Annotated in this window: 13 protein-coding genes; 1 reads left to right on the top strand and 12 read right to left on the bottom strand. The window is 61.5% G+C overall.

Features of this window, described 5'->3' with window-relative positions:
• Positions 1–18: 18 nt before the first annotated feature.
• From AC1DLT_RS16165 to sdhC, 10 genes are all read right to left on the bottom strand, one after another.
• The gene (locus tag AC1DLT_RS16165) at positions 19–3,015 is read right to left on the bottom strand and encodes a 2-oxoglutarate dehydrogenase E1 component (RefSeq protein WP_038546511.1); all 2,997 of its coding nucleotides are present in this window, start codon (positions 3,013–3,015) and stop codon (positions 19–21) included.
• Positions 3,016–3,255: 240 nt separating this feature from the next.
• Positions 3,256–4,161 (bottom strand): succinate--CoA ligase subunit alpha, encoded by a 906-nt coding sequence (sucD, locus tag AC1DLT_RS16160; protein ID WP_038546513.1) that lies wholly within the window; start codon positions 4,159–4,161, stop codon positions 3,256–3,258.
• A 19-nt stretch (positions 4,162–4,180) separates the two neighbouring features.
• Positions 4,181–5,374: an ADP-forming succinate--CoA ligase subunit beta gene (gene sucC, locus AC1DLT_RS16155; protein ID WP_038546514.1), complete on the bottom strand. Its 1,194-nt coding sequence runs from the start codon at positions 5,372–5,374 to the stop codon at positions 4,181–4,183.
• Between the two features lie 36 nt (positions 5,375–5,410).
• Positions 5,411–6,373 carry a malate dehydrogenase gene (mdh, locus tag AC1DLT_RS16150; protein ID WP_007757753.1) on the bottom strand — a complete coding sequence of 321 codons (963 nt, stop codon included), beginning with the start codon at positions 6,371–6,373 and terminating at the stop codon, positions 5,411–5,413.
• Between the two features lie 176 nt (positions 6,374–6,549).
• Positions 6,550–7,713 (bottom strand): cell division protein ZapE, encoded by a 1,164-nt coding sequence (gene zapE, locus AC1DLT_RS16145; protein WP_477487391.1) that lies wholly within the window; start codon positions 7,711–7,713, stop codon positions 6,550–6,552.
• A 29-nt stretch (positions 7,714–7,742) separates the two neighbouring features.
• Complete coding sequence (locus AC1DLT_RS16140) at positions 7,743–8,285, bottom strand: protease inhibitor Inh/omp19 family protein (protein WP_247138527.1); 543 nt, start codon at positions 8,283–8,285, stop codon at positions 7,743–7,745.
• A gap of 188 nt (positions 8,286–8,473) precedes the next feature.
• On the bottom strand, positions 8,474–9,253 hold the full coding sequence (locus AC1DLT_RS16135; RefSeq protein WP_477487390.1) for a succinate dehydrogenase iron-sulfur subunit: 780 nt from the start codon (positions 9,251–9,253) through the stop codon (positions 8,474–8,476).
• A 17-nt stretch (positions 9,254–9,270) separates the two neighbouring features.
• Positions 9,271–11,112: a succinate dehydrogenase flavoprotein subunit gene (gene sdhA / locus AC1DLT_RS16130; protein ID WP_477487389.1), complete on the bottom strand. Its 1,842-nt coding sequence runs from the start codon at positions 11,110–11,112 to the stop codon at positions 9,271–9,273.
• Between the two features lie 7 nt (positions 11,113–11,119).
• Positions 11,120–11,500, bottom strand: coding sequence for a succinate dehydrogenase, hydrophobic membrane anchor protein (gene sdhD, locus AC1DLT_RS16125; protein ID WP_038546523.1), 381 nt, complete (start codon positions 11,498–11,500; stop codon positions 11,120–11,122).
• A gap of 11 nt (positions 11,501–11,511) precedes the next feature.
• Positions 11,512–11,904, bottom strand: a complete 393-nt coding sequence (gene sdhC / locus AC1DLT_RS16120; protein ID WP_247138992.1) for a succinate dehydrogenase, cytochrome b556 subunit — start codon at positions 11,902–11,904, stop codon at positions 11,512–11,514.
• 286 nt (positions 11,905–12,190) lie between these two features.
• Here sdhC and AC1DLT_RS16115 point away from each other — a divergent pair, with 286 nt between their 5' ends.
• Complete coding sequence (locus AC1DLT_RS16115; protein ID WP_477487388.1) at positions 12,191–12,616, top strand: hypothetical protein; 426 nt, start codon at positions 12,191–12,193, stop codon at positions 12,614–12,616.
• 23 nt (positions 12,617–12,639) lie between these two features.
• Here AC1DLT_RS16115 and AC1DLT_RS16110 read toward each other — a convergent pair whose 3' ends face one another.
• Together AC1DLT_RS16110 and AC1DLT_RS16105 are read right to left on the bottom strand one after the other, a co-directional pair.
• A complete protein-coding gene (locus tag AC1DLT_RS16110) occupies positions 12,640–13,284 on the bottom strand; it encodes a class I SAM-dependent methyltransferase (protein ID WP_477487387.1) in 645 nt (214 codons plus the stop codon).
• A gap of 263 nt (positions 13,285–13,547) precedes the next feature.
• On the bottom strand, positions 13,548–13,979 hold the full coding sequence (locus AC1DLT_RS16105; protein ID WP_105427922.1) for an EVE domain-containing protein: 432 nt from the start codon (positions 13,977–13,979) through the stop codon (positions 13,548–13,550).
• Position 13,980 lies beyond the last annotated feature (1 nt).

Raw genomic sequence — 13,980 nt, 5'->3', positions numbered from 1 at the left:
TGAAGGAGCGGCTGGGAATCAGCCGCCGAGCGCGTCTTCGAGAAAGGCTTCGAGCTGTGCGAGATGCTTCGACATCTGGCCCGTTGCAGGCGAGGCCGCTGCCGGCCGGCCCGTATACCGGACACGCTGATACTTGGCATCGATATGCGCCAGAACCCATTCCAGATACGGGTCGATGAACGACCACGCACCCATGTTCTTCGGCTCTTCCTGGCACCAGACCATTTCCGCATTGCGGAAGCGGGAAAGTTCGTTGATCAGGGCCTTGGCCGGGAACGGATAGAGCTGTTCGATGCGCAGCAGGTAGATGTCGTCGATGCCGCGCTTTTCGCGCTCTTCGAGAAGGTCGTAATAGACCTTGCCGGTGCAGAGCACGACGCGACGGATCTTGGCATCCTTCTGCAGCTTGATCGGACCGTCCTTGATGACCTCCGCATCGTCCCAGAGGAGGCGATGGAAGGCCGATTCGCCGGCCATTTCGGCAAGCGTCGAGGTGGCCCGCTTGTGGCGCAGCAGCGACTTCGGCGTCATCAGGATCAGCGGCTTGCGGAAGTCGCGCTTCGTCTGGCGGCGCAGGATGTGGAAGTAGTTGGCCGGCGTCGTGACGTTGGCGACCTGCATGTTGTCTTCGGCGCACATCTGCAGCCAACGCTCCAGGCGTGCCGAAGAGTGTTCCGGACCCTGGCCTTCATAACCGTGCGGCAGAAGGCAGACGAGACCGGACATGCGCAGCCACTTGCGTTCACCAGACGAGATGAACTGGTCGAACACGACCTGCGCACCGTTGGCGAAGTCGCCGAACTGGGCTTCCCAGAGGGTCAGCGCATTCGGACGGGCAAGCGAATAACCGTATTCGAAGCCGAGTACCGCCTCTTCCGAAAGCATCGAGTTGATGACTTCGTAACGGGCCTGGGTCGGCGACAGGTTGGCGAGCGGGATGTAACGCTCTTCGGTGTCCTGATCGTAGAGAACCGAATGACGTTGCGAGAACGTGCCGCGTTCGCAATCCTGACCGGACAGGCGGATCTTGGTGCCTTCGACGGCAAGCGAGCCGAATGCCAGGGCTTCCGCCATGGCCCAGTCGATGCCTTCGCCGGTCTCGACCATCTGCGAACGGTTCTCCATGAACCGCTTGATGGTGCGGTGCGCGTTGAAGCCTTCCGGAATGGTCGCCAGCTTGCGGCCAATTTCCCTCAGTTCCTTCATCGGCATCGCAGTCTTGCCGCGGCGCTGTTCGTCGGCATTGTCGGCCGAGCGCAGGCCCGACCACTGACCGTCCAGCCAGTCGGCCTTGTTCGGCTTGTAGCTCTGACCGGCCTCGAACTCGGTTTCGAGATTGGCGCGCCAGTCGGCCTTCATCTTCTCGAATTCACCATCGGTGACGAGGCCTTCGGCGATCAGGCGGTCGGCATAGATCTGCGCGACCGTCTTGTGGGCGCGTATGACCTTGTACATCTTCGGCTGCGTGAACGCCGGCTCGTCGCCCTCGTTATGACCGAAGCGGCGGTAGCAGAACATGTCGATGACGACCGGCTTGTGGAACTTCATCCGGTATTCGGTCGCGACCTTGGCGGCATAGACGACCGCTTCCGGATCGTCGCCATTGACGTGGAAGATCGGCGCCTCGATCATCTTTGCGACGTCGGACGGATAGGGCGACGAACGCGAGAAGGCCGGGTTGGTGGTGAAGCCGATCTGGTTGTTGACGATGACGTGCATCGTGCCGGCAACGCGGTGGCCGCGCAGACCCGACAGGCCGAGGATTTCGGCCACTACGCCCTGGCCCGCAAACGCGGCATCGCCGTGCAGCAGCAGCGGCAGGACCTTGGAGCGTTCCTTCAGCGGAATGATATCGCCGTCCCAGGCCTTGGCGAGCATGTCCTGCTTGGCGCGAGCCTTGCCCATGACGACCGGGTTGACGATTTCCAGATGCGACGGGTTGGCCGTCAACGACATATGGACCTTGTTGCCGTCGAATTCGCGGTCCGACGAAGCGCCGAGATGGTACTTAACGTCGCCCGAACCTTCGACTTCGTCCGGCTTGAACGAACCGCCCTTGAACTCGTGGAACACCGCGCGATGCGGCTTGTGCATGACGTTGGTGAGCACGTTCAGGCGGCCGCGGTGCGGCATGCCGAGAACGACTTCTTCAAGGCCTTCCTGGCCGCCGCGCTTGATGATCTGTTCGAGCGCCGGGATCAACGATTCACCGCCGTCGAGGCCGAAGCGCTTGGTGCCCTTGAACCGGACGTCGAGGAACTGTTCGTAACCTTCAGCCTCGACCAGCTTGGAAAGGATCGCCTTCTTGCCTTCCGGCGTGAACTCGACGCCCTTGCCAGGGCCTTCGATGCGCTCCTGGATCCAGGACTTTTCTTCCGGATTGGAAATATGCATGAACTCGACACCGAGCGTCGAGCAATAGGTCCGCTCCAGAATCTCGATCATCTGGCGCAGCGTCGCGTATTCGAGGCCGAGCACGTTGTCGATGAAGATCTTGCGGTCGTAATCGGCTTCGGTGAAGCCGTAAGCGGACGGCGACAGCTCGTTATAGTCCTCGACCGCGCTGGCAATGCCGAGCGGATCGAGCTTGGCATGCAGGTGGCCGCGCATGCGGTAGGCGCGGATCATCATGATGGCGCGGACGCTATCGCGCGTCGCCTGCAGCACATCGGTTTCGTTGACCGGCTTGCCGGTCGCGGCAGCAGTCGCTTCCGCCTTCGCCTTGACCTTCGTTTCGATCGCCTTTTCGACGATCGGCCAGTTGCCGTCGAGTGCCGACACCAGTTCGCCGTTGGCCGTGATCGGCCAGTTCTTGCGCTGCCACGAGGCTCCCTTGGCGGCCGCCTTCACATCGTCCGGATTGTCGGCGAGCGCCTTGAAGAAGGCCTGCCATTCCGGCGAGACGGATGTCGGTTCGTCCTCATACCGCGCATGAAGCTGCTCGATATAGGCCGCGTTCTGTCCGTCGAGGAAAGAGGTGATGAGGAACTGCTCGTTGGCTTCTTGCCGTGCCATGGTTATCTGCGGGCGCCGCGCCCGCCTCCTGACGTAATCGGAGCCGGAAAATATCTCTGGCCTCCGCATTTTCTTGGTCTTCGTCTTGGTACCGAACCGCCCTTGGCGGTCACACGTCCCCTAAGATTAAGAGACGCAGAACATGGACAGGCGAAACAATGTGGCGCTTCGCCTGTCCGAAGCTTGTCGGATCAATCGCCACCTATCTATCTGGGGGTGGCGAGTGTCCTTTATGTGGCGTCAGCCCTTCAGGACTTCAACCAAGGTCTTGCCGAGACGGGCCGGGGACGGCGACACTTTGATGCCTGCCGATTCCATGGCCGCGATCTTCGATTCCGCGTCACCCTTGCCGCCGGAAACCACAGCACCGGCGTGACCCATGGTGCGACCCTTCGGAGCGGTACGACCTGCGATGAAGCCGGCCATCGGCTTGCTACGGCCTTGTCTGGCTTCGTCCTTGAGGAACTGCGCCGCGTCTTCTTCCGCCGAACCGCCGATTTCGCCGATCATGATGATCGAGGTGGTGGCGTCGTCGGCGAGGAACATTTCCAGGACGTCGATGAACTCGGTGCCCTTAACCGGGTCGCCGCCGATGCCGACAGCCGTCGTCTGGCCGAGGCCTTCGTTGGACGTCTGGAACACGGCCTCATAGGTGAGCGTGCCCGAGCGGGAAACGATGCCGACCGAGCCCTTGCGGAAGATCGAGCCCGGCATGATGCCGATCTTGCATTCTTCCGGGGTCAGGATGCCCGGGCAGTTGGGGCCGAGCAGTCGCGACTTGGAACGGTCGAGGCGAGCCTTGACGCGCACCATGTCCATGACCGGAATGCCTTCGGTGATGCAGGTGATGAATGGGACTTCGGCTTCGATCGCCTCGATGATCGCGTCAGCTGCGCCTGCCGGCGGAACGTAGATCACGGTCGCATCGGCGCCCGTGCGTTCCTTGGCTTCGGCAACAGAGGTGAAAATCGGCAGCGCCGTACCGTCGACGCCGGAGGACCACGATTCGCCGCCCTTCTTCGGATGAACGCCACCTACCATCTTGGTGCCGTAGTAGGCGAGCGCCTGCTCCGTGTGGAAGGTGCCGGTCTTGCCGGTCAGGCCCTGGACGATGACCTTGGTGTCTTTGTTGACGAGAATAGACATTGGTTCCGGTCCTTCCAGGTTAGGCTTCGATCGCCGCGACGATCTTCTTCGCCGCGTCGTCAAGGTCGTCAGCCGCAGTGATCGCGAGACCGGACTCGTTGAGGATCTTCTTGCCGAGTTCGACATTGGTGCCTTCGAGGCGCACCACGAGCGGAACCTTCAAGCCGACTTCCTGCACCGCCGCGACAACGCCTTCGGCGATGACGTCGCAGCGCATGATGCCGCCGAAGATGTTGACGAGGATGCCCTCGACCTTCGGGTCCGCAGTGATGATCTTGAAGGCCGCAGCCACCTTCTCCTTGCCGGCGCCGCCGCCGACGTCGCAGAAGTTAGCCGGCTCCTTGCCGTAGAGCTTGATGATGTCCATCGTCGCCATGGCGAGACCGGCGCCGTTGACCATGCAACCGATATTGCCGTCGAGAGCCACGTAAGCGAGGTCCCACTTGGAGGCCTCGATTTCCTTGGCGTCTTCTTCAGTCTCGTCGCGCAGCGCCTTGACGTCGTCGTGACGGAAGAGCGCGTTGCCGTCGAACGACATCTTCGCGTCGAGAACGCGCAGGTGGCCGTTCTTCATGACGATCAGCGGATTGATCTCGAGAAGAGCCATGTCCTTCTCGTTGAAGGCCTTGTAGAGCAGCGGGAAGAGCGACTTGGCATCTTCGGCGGCAGCGCCGTCGAGTTCTAAGGCCTTGGAGATCGCAGCAATGTCCGCAGCCGTTACGCCGGCTTCCGGATCGATGGCGATCGTGTGGATCTTTTCAGGCGTATCGTGGGCGACGGCTTCGATGTCCATGCCGCCTTCGGTCGAAACCACGAATGCGACGCGGCCGACCGAGCGGTCGACCAGCAGCGAGCAATAGAGTTCGCGGGCGATGTCGGCACCGTCTTCGATGTAGAGGCGGTTGACCTGCTTGCCGGCTTCACCGGTCTGCGCGGTCACCAGCGTGTTGCCGAGCATTTCCTTGGCATGCGCCTTTGCTTCTTCGATCGAGAAGGCCAGACGAACGCCGCCCTTGGCGTCAGGACCGAGTTCCTTGAACTTGCCCTTGCCGCGACCGCCTGCATGGATCTGGCTCTTGACGACGTAAAGCGGACCCGGCAGCGACTTCGCAGCAGCCTCGGCCTCGTCAGCCTTGAGGATCGCGACACCTTCCGCAACCGGCGCGCCATAGCCCTTCAGCAGAGCCTTGGCCTGATATTCATGAATGTTCATGGGTTTATCCCTGTTTCGATGAGTTCGGCGCGTCGATTACTTGAGAGCCGGGGCGATGTTGATGCAGGCTTCGCAGAGACCGGCAACGGCGCCGACGGACTTCTGGAAGGCGGCTTCCTCGTCCTTGTTGAACTCAACCTCGATGATGCGCTCGACGCCACCGGCACCAATGATCGTCGGAACGCCGACATACATGTCCTTCACGCCGTACTGGCCGGAGAGATAGGCGGCAGCCGGAAGAACGCGCTTCTTGTCCTTGAGGAAGGATTCGGCCATTTCGATCGCCGAAGCGGCCGGAGCGTAATAGGCCGAACCGGTCTTCAGCAGGCCGACGATTTCGGCGCCGCCGTCACGGGTGCGCTGGATGATTTCTTCGAGACGCTCCTTGGTGACCCAGCCCATCTTGACGAGGTCGGTGAGCGGAACGCCGCCGACGGTCGAGTAACGGGCGAGCGGCACCATCGTGTCGCCATGACCGCCGAGAACGAAGGCCGTGACGTCCTGGACGGAAACGTTGAATTCTTCGGAGAGGAAGAGACGGAAGCGAGCCGAGTCCAGCACGCCGGCCATGCCGACGACCATGTTCTTCGGCAGGCCGGAGAACTTCTGGAGAGCCCAGACCATCGCGTCGAGCGGGTTCGTGATGCAGATCACGAAGGCGTTCGGGGCATATTTCTTGATGCCGGCGCCGACCTGTTCCATGACCTTGAGGTTGATGCCGAGCAGGTCGTCGCGGCTCATGCCCGGCTTGCGGGCAACACCGGCGGTGACGATGCAGACATCGGCGCCTTCGATGGCCGCGTAGTCGCTGGCGCCGGAAAGCTTGGCATTGAAGCCCTCGACCGGGCCGGACTGGGCGATATCGAGGCCCTTGCCCTGCGGGATGCCGTCGGCAATGTCGAAGAGGACGATGTCGCCCAGTTCCTTCAGGCTGGCGAGATGCGCCAGCGTGCCACCAATCATGCCAGAACCAATAAGTGCGATCTTCTTGCGCGCCATCGAAAAGCTTCCTTTCGAGATCCGAATGCATGGCAGACTACGGCTCGCCTACCAATATGCCAGACCGCATAGCCCCATCCGCTCAAAATGGCAATCGATTATTTTCCACTCAACTTTTTCAATCGGTTAGATATTAAAACTCTTACGTAAACGTAAGAGCTTCTGTCACCAAACCGTTAAAGTGCGCGGCGCTTTTCCTGGTGCAGTGCAAGATAATCGGGGCTGCGCATCTCAAAAAGACGCGAGACGGTCCGGTCGAACTCGAAGCCCTCTGTGCCTTTTCGTTCCAGGAGGATGTCTTCCGGTGCAGTCGCTGCGGACACGTAAAGCCGGACCGTGTGGTCGTAGAGCGCGTCAACGAGATTGATCAGCCGTTTGGTTTCGTTGCGCTTCTCAGGTCCGAGTTGTGGAACATGCTCGACGAAGATGGCATCGAAACGGTCGGCGAGCGCCAGATAGTCCGACGCACCCAGCGGTTTGCCGCAGATGTCCCTGAAATCGAAGCGCGCCGCCCGTCCGGCAGCGGCGGGCACGTGGATGCTGCGGCCCTTCATCGGGATCTCCGCAGGCGCCGCCTTCTTGCCCTCGGTCACCTGATGCCAGGCGGATTCCATCGCCGCGTCGGCGCGCGCATCGAGGGGCGTCACGTAGACCGGAAGGCTTGCGAGCTTCTGCATGCGGTAGTCGTTGGGTGAATCGAGGGTGACCACGTCGACATACTGGTTGAGCAGCGCGATGAACGGCAGGAAGAGGCCGCGGTTCAGCCCGTCCCGGTAAAGATCGTCCGGCGCGACGTTTGAGGTCGCGACGAGAACGCAGCCCAGCCCGAACAGCTCCGTGAACAGCCGCGCCAGGATCATCGCATCGGTGATGTCGGTCACCGAAAACTCGTCGAAGCAGAGAAGCTCGGCTTCCGCAAACAGCGCCGCGGCGACCGGCGGCACGGGATCCGCCTGCTTGGTCTCGCCGCGTTTCAGCTTCTGGCGATGGTCGTGGATGCGGTTGTGCACATCCGCCATGAATTCGTGGAAATGCGCCCGGCGTTTCTTGGTCGTCGGGGCCTTCTTGAAGAACATGTCCATCAGCATGGTCTTGCCGCGCCCGACGCTGCCATGCACGTAGAGCCCGCGGATTTCGCGCGGCCGGCCGCCGCCCTTGGCGAAAAGCCAGCCGAGCGCGCTTTTCTTCTTCGCCGGCCTCGTCTCGCGAAGGCAGGTCAGCAGATGGTCGAGTTTGGCGGCAACCGAGAGCTGGGCCCGATCGGCGGTCAACACGCCGGATGCGGTGAGGGCTCTCAGCTCTTCACCGACACTCGTCGTGTATTCGGGGATGGGTTCCAACCGGACGCCCTCGAAATTACGGGGGCCGCTTAACGGCTGAGGCTGACTTGCTGACCGGAATTCATCGTTCCGTCAAAGCGGTTCTCGGCACTCTTGTAGACGCGCCCGATCACGTCGCCGGCCCGGTTCTTGAACTGGACCATTTTGCCGGACACTTCCCACGAGCCCATTGCCGTCAATTCGCCGGCACAGCCGCGGGTACCGCCGCGCGAACCGCCGCCGAGATTGGTGAGCGTCAGGAACATGTCGCAGGACGAACCGCCGTTGGAAACGCGCCAGTTGCCGACCATCGCTTCCTTCTTGACGTCGAGCGCACTCGCAGGCGGTGCGGCCGGATTGGCCGAAGCCATGGCAGGATTTGCGCCGGGCGCGCTCGGGAACTGGGAGGAACCCGCGGTGCCGGGAGGCGGCGGCAGCTGGCCGCCCTGAACAGACGGCACGGGCTGCGCCTGAAGCGGAGCAGGCTGAGAGGGTTGGGCAGGCAGATCGCTGTAGGGGCTATACGAAGTGCGCTGGCAACCCGCCAGTGCCAAGGCTAGAACAAGTCCCGTCGCCACGTATCTGAACTGCATCATTAACTCCTGCTTTCAGCTTGACCCGCCACCGATGCCACTGAATTGAGACCGAATTATCGTAAACCACCTTGGTTAATCAAGTCGTACCGGAACAATTTGGCATGTCCGCGCAAGAGAAATGCTGCAATGCCCTCAGCCCCCCGCCAACGCAGGGGCCCGATAAGGCATCGACTGTCGGGAATGCTTCAGACGCGGCGCTCGACCATCATCTTCTTGATCTCGGCGATCGCCTTGGCCGGGTTCAGACCCTTGGGGCAGGTCTGGGCGCAGTTCATGATCGTGTGGCAGCGATAGAGCCGGAAGGGATCTTCGAGATTGTCGAGGCGCTCGCCCTTGGCTTCGTCGCGGCTATCGATCAGCCAGCGATAGGCCTGCAGCAAAGTGGCCGGGCCGAGATAACGGTCGCCGTTCCACCAGTAGCTCGGACAGGAGGTCGAGCAGCAGGCGCACAGGATGCACTCGTAGAGGCCGTCGAGCTTCTGGCGGTCCTCGTGGCTCTGCTTCCATTCCTTGGCCGGCGGCGGCGAAACCGTCTTCAGCCAGGGTTCGATCGAGCGGTGCTGGGCGTAGAAGTTGGTGAGGTCCGGAACCAGGTCCTTGACCACAGGCATGTGCGGCAGCGGATAGACCTTCACGGTGCCCTTCACGTCGTCCATCCCCTTGGTGCAGGCGAGCGTGTTGGTACCGTCGATGTTCATGGCGCAGGAGCCGCAGATGCCCTCGCGACAGGAGCGGCGCAGCGTCAGCGTCGGGTCGATATTGTTCTTGATGTAGAGCAGACCGTCGAGAACCATCGGGCCGCAATCGTCGACATCGATATAATAGGTGTCGATGCGCGGGTTTTGGCCGTCATCCGGGTTCCAGCGGTAGATGCGGAATTCCCGGACGTTCTTGGCACCGGCCGGCTTCGGCCAGGTCCTGCCTTCGGTCATCTGAGAGTTCTTGGGGAGAGCGAGTTCAACCATGGTCCAGTTCCCTCAGATCAGTACACGCGTGCCTTGGGCTCGATCTTGTGCGGATCGATGCCTTCGGCGATGAGCTCGGTGTGAACCGGGCGATAGTCTAGCTTGACGTCGCCGTTGTCGCTGACCCAGGCAAGCGTGTGCTTGCGCCAGTTCTCGTCGTCGCGGCCGCCGAACGGGCCGGATGTGTAGTCCTCGCGGGCGTGGGAGCCGCGGCTTTCCTTGCGGGCTTCCGCGCCGACCACCGTGGCAATTGCATTTGCCATCAGGTTTTCGAGTTCGAGCGTCTCGACCAGGTCCGAGTTCCAGATCATCGAACGGTCGGTGACCTTGATGTCCTTCAGCTCGCCCCAGATCGCCGACATGCGCTTGCAGCCCGATTCCAGCGATTCCTGGGTGCGGAACACGGCGGCGTCGTCCTGCATGGTGCGCTGCATCTTGTCGCGCAGCACCGCGGTCGGCGTGCCGCCATTGGCGTTCCGCAGGCGGTCGAAGCGGTCCATGATCTTGTCGCAGGCAGCGACGTTGAGCGCCGGGATCGGCTCGGCCTTGTTGATCACCTCGCCGGCGCGGATCGCGGCGGCGCGGCCGAACACCACGAGGTCGATCAGCGAGTTGGAGCCGAGGCGGTTGGCCCCGTGAACCGAGGCGCAGCCCGCTTCGCCGACCGCCATCAGGCCCGGCAGCAGACGTTCCGGATTGTTGCTGTCGGCGTTGAGCACTTCACCCCAGAAATTGGTCGGGATGCCGCCCATGTTGTAATGCACGGTCGGCAGGACCGGGATCGGCTCCCGCGTCACGTCGACGCCCGCAAAAATCTTGGCGCTCTCGGAAATGCCCGGCAGGCGTTCGTGCAGAACGGCCGGATCGAGATGGTCGAGATGCAGGAAGATGTGATCCTTGTTCTTGCCGACGCCGCGGCCTTCGCGGATTTCCAGCGTCATGCAGCGCGAAACGACGTCGCGCGAGGCGAGGTCCTTCGCCGACGGCGCATAACGTTCCATGAAGCGCTCGCCCTCGGAATTGACGAGGTAACCGCCTTCGCCGCGCGCGCCTTCGGTGATCAGACAGCCGGAGCCGTAGATGCCGGTCGGGTGGAACTGTACGAATTCCATGTCCTGCAAAGGCAGGCCGGCGCGAGCCACCATGCCGCCGCCGTCGCCGGTGCAGGTATGGGCTGATGTCGCCGAGAAATAGGCGCGGCCGTAGCCGCCGGTCGCCAGCACCACCATCTTGGCGGCAAAACGATGGATCGTGCCGTCGTCAAGGTTCCAGGCGACGACGCCGGTGCAGCGTCCGTCATCCGACATGATCAGGTCGAGCGCGAAATATTCGATGAAGAATTCCGCATTGTTCTTCAGCGACTGGCCGTAGAGCGTGTGCAGGATGGCGTGGCCGGTGCGGTCTGCCGCGGCGCAGGTGCGCTGCACCGGCGGGCCGGCGCCAAAGTTCTGCATGTGGCCGCCGAACGGGCGCTGGTAGATCTTGCCTTCCTCGTTACGCGAGAAGGGCACGCCGTAATGCTCGAGTTCGTAGACGGCCTTCGGCGCTTCCATGACCATGTACTGCATGGCATCGACGTCGCCGAGCCAGTCGGAGCCCTTGACCGTGTCGTAAAGGTGCCACTGCCAGCTATCCGGCGTCATGTTCTGCAGCGAAGCTGCAATGCCGCCTTGTGCTGCGACGGTGTGCGAACGGGTCGGGAAGACCTTGGTGATGCAGGCGGTCTTGAAACCCTGTTCGGCCATGCCGAGCGTGGCACGCAGGCCCGCGCCGCCGGCGCCGACGACGATCACGTCATAGGAATGGTCGACATAGGTATAGGCCTTGCCGTTCTGGGCGATGGGTGTGACGGATGCCATGACGGGGTTATCCTGCAAATGCGATTTTCAGGACGGCGAAAAGACAGAGGCCGCCCACCGCGAGGGAAAAGAAGGCGTTGAGGATCAGAAGAACGATCTTCGTGGCTTCGGAATGGATGTAGTCCTGGATGATCTCTTCCATGCCGAGACGCATGTGGATGATGCTGGCGACGACCGTCAGCCCGTTGATCGTGGCGACGAAGGGATTGGCCAGCGCGCCCACCACCTCGGCATAAGGCTTGCCTGCATAGATGATCAGGAAGACGACATAGAAGAGGAGGAGCGGCACGAGTGCGACCGCGGTCGTCCGGACACGCCAGAAATGCTCCGTGCCGCTCTTGGCCGAGCCGAGACCGCGGACTTTTCCGAGAGGAGTGCGCATATCCATGATCGATCTCCTCAGCGAACGATGAGCACGATCGCCCAGACCAGAACGGTCAGCGCGATGGAAGCCACGAGATTGGCCTTGGCCAGCATGGTCGAGAATTCCTTCTCGAAACCGTAGCCGATGTCCCACATGATGTGGCGCAGGCCGCCGAGCAGATGGTGAAGAAGGGCCCAGGTATAGCCGAACAGCACGATCTGTCCGATGATCGAGCCGAACAGCCAGTTGACCTGGTTGAAATATTGCTCGCCGGATGCGGCCGCGATCAGCCAGGCGGCGACCAGCAACGTGCCGACGTAGAGTGCACCACCGGTAATGCGGTGGACGATCGACATCGCCATGGTGGGAATGAACTTGTAGATTTGCAGATGCGGCGACAGAGGCCGGTTATTTGTCACATTCGCCATCAGAACCTCGCGGCGTCGTATGCGGTATCAAGGGCGGGCGCCCAGCAATGCACGGTGCCGAAGAAATGTGCATTGCATCATTGGCGTGGTTTAATCGCACGGATGTCGGACGACAAGAACAATTCAAACCGATTTTCAATTTAATCGATTGTGTCTTTCTCGTGGCTGGTGCGGTTCAAACCCGGCGGTCACATTAACCAGGATTTCGAAAGAATTCGTTGCCGCCGGGACGCGACGAGCCGTTTTATGGTAACGTTTCGTTAATCATGTTCTCCGGAGTTTCGCCATGATCGCGAATCGCATCAAGCCTGTCCTGGTCGCTGCGGCGCTTTTTGCGTCGCTCGCATCCGCCGCCAATGCCCGCGACGGCCGGAGCGGTGCCGACGGCAGCGTCTACCGCCTTGGCGGCAATCACTGGGTCGAACAGGGCGATGGCGCACCCAACGTGGAAAGCTTCCGGGTTTTCTACACCGGCACGGCATCGTTCGTCCGCAGGCTCGGCATTTTCAGCGGACCGCTGCAGGCTCCCCCGATCCCCGACTTCGGCATTCATTTTTCACGCTACTTTTCGGAAGGCTACTGGCAGGGAGAAGAAGGTCGCGTGGTGCTTGCCCCCAGGGCCAAGATCATCGATGTCGGCACGGGCCTGCGCGGCTTCGGAAATGCCTGCTCCTACGGAGCCGGCGTCTGTGTCATCCGCGGCGGGAATTGAAACGCGGCATTACCTGCTCCAAGCTAAACAAACCGCCAGACGGTCGTTTTCTTCACCTCGCTGTCTTCCAGCGCCCGGGTGACCGGCACTTGGTAGACCGCCAGCGATTCGAGCCGGTCCTTCGGAAGATAGCTGCGGCCCGGATCGCCGATCAGGACCAGTTTCCCCTCCTCCGCAAGCCGCGTGAACCACGGGATCAAGGCCGCCGCAAAATCCCGGTCGTAGAAGACATCGCCAGCCAGGATGACATCCGCCCCGACCACCTTGCCGATCTGATCGTCGGCTGTGGAGCGGATTACCACCCCGTTCTCCGCGGCATTCAGCGCTATGGCGCTCGCAGCCCAAGGATCGATATCCGCCGCCAACACGTCGGCGGCGCCGGAAAGCTGCGCGGCAATCGCCACCAGACCGGAGCCGCTGGCGAAATCCAGCACCTCTTTGCCCGCGACCGTTCCCGGATGATCGAGGATATAGCGCGCAAGCCCCTGCCCGCCCGCCCAGGCAAAAGCCCAGAACGGCGGCGGCAGGCCGATTTCCTCCAGATCCTCTTCCGTCTTCAGCCAGAGGTCATGCGCCTCGCTCGCCAGATGCAGCCGGATTTCCGGCACATGCGGCGGCGCGGCGATATCCGTGTTTTGAAGGATGAATGTCCGGGGATCAGTCTTCAATTTTTCCGCTTATTGCCTGTCTATGACGGGCCAACGGGCGACAGAAACGACCCACAAGCCAATGATATTGACCAGCGGAACAAATGCGATGACGGTCCACCAGCCTGAAAAGCCCATTCGCCTCAGAATTTTCGCGATTGGCCAACCAAACACAACCAACCAAATAATGACTATCAACCAATGCCAAATGCTGAACGACCCCATTGAAGCCCCCTAAAATCGCTTGGCATGCAGCCAATACTCCGCACAACCGCCACTTTAGGTTAACGCGGCGGGTTGTCGAGACCACCGAGCTTGCAGATCTCGAAATATTCCTCGTCGGTCACCGGCTGCACCGAAAGCCGCATCGACGTCACCAGCGACATCTTCTCGAACTTCGGGTTCGCCTTGATATCCTTCAGCGTCACCGGCGTCGGTATGTCGGTCACCGCGCGGATGTCGACGCAATCCCACTTTGGATCGCCCTTGGCGCTGGAATCGGGATGCGACAGGGCGCAGACCTCGACGATGCCGACGATCTCCAGCCCGTCATTCGAGTGGTAGAAGAAGCCCTTGTCGCCGATCTTCATGGCCCGCATGTTATTGCGCGCCAGGTAGTTTCGCACGCCGGTCCATTCGGTGCCCTTTTCGCCCGCCGCCTTCTGCTGTTCCCAGGACCAGGCCGACGGTTCGGATTTGTAAAGCCAATATGCCATC

The sequence above is a fragment of the Neorhizobium sp. 05N33 genome (genome assembly GCF_056397445.1).
This window is presented reverse-complemented; position numbering and strand designations above follow the sequence as displayed.

Coding starts and splice junctions, on each gene's coding strand:
- AC1DLT_RS16165 (WP_038546511.1), bottom strand. CDS start 3,015: ATGGCACGGCAAGAAGCCAACGAGCAGTTCCTCATCACCTCTTTCCTC.
- sucD (WP_038546513.1), bottom strand. CDS start 4,161: ATGTCTATTCTCGTCAACAAAGACACCAAGGTCATCGTCCAGGGCCTG.
- sucC (WP_038546514.1), bottom strand. CDS start 5,374: ATGAACATTCATGAATATCAGGCCAAGGCTCTGCTGAAGGGCTATGGC.
- mdh (WP_007757753.1), bottom strand. CDS start 6,373: ATGGCGCGCAAGAAGATCGCACTTATTGGTTCTGGCATGATTGGTGGC.
- AC1DLT_RS16140 (WP_247138527.1), bottom strand. CDS start 8,285: ATGCAGTTCAGATACGTGGCGACGGGACTTGTTCTAGCCTTGGCACTG.
- AC1DLT_RS16135 (WP_477487390.1), bottom strand. CDS start 9,253: ATGGTTGAACTCGCTCTCCCCAAGAACTCTCAGATGACCGAAGGCAGG.
- sdhA (WP_477487389.1), bottom strand. CDS start 11,112: ATGGCATCCGTCACACCCATCGCCCAGAACGGCAAGGCCTATACCTAT.
- sdhD (WP_038546523.1), bottom strand. CDS start 11,500: ATGGATATGCGCACTCCTCTCGGAAAAGTCCGCGGTCTCGGCTCGGCC.
- sdhC (WP_247138992.1), bottom strand. CDS start 11,904: ATGGCGAATGTGACAAATAACCGGCCTCTGTCGCCGCATCTGCAAATC.
- AC1DLT_RS16115 (WP_477487388.1), top strand. CDS start 12,191: ATGATCGCGAATCGCATCAAGCCTGTCCTGGTCGCTGCGGCGCTTTTT.
- AC1DLT_RS16105 (WP_105427922.1), bottom strand. CDS start 13,979: ATGGCATATTGGCTTTACAAATCCGAACCGTCGGCCTGGTCCTGGGAA.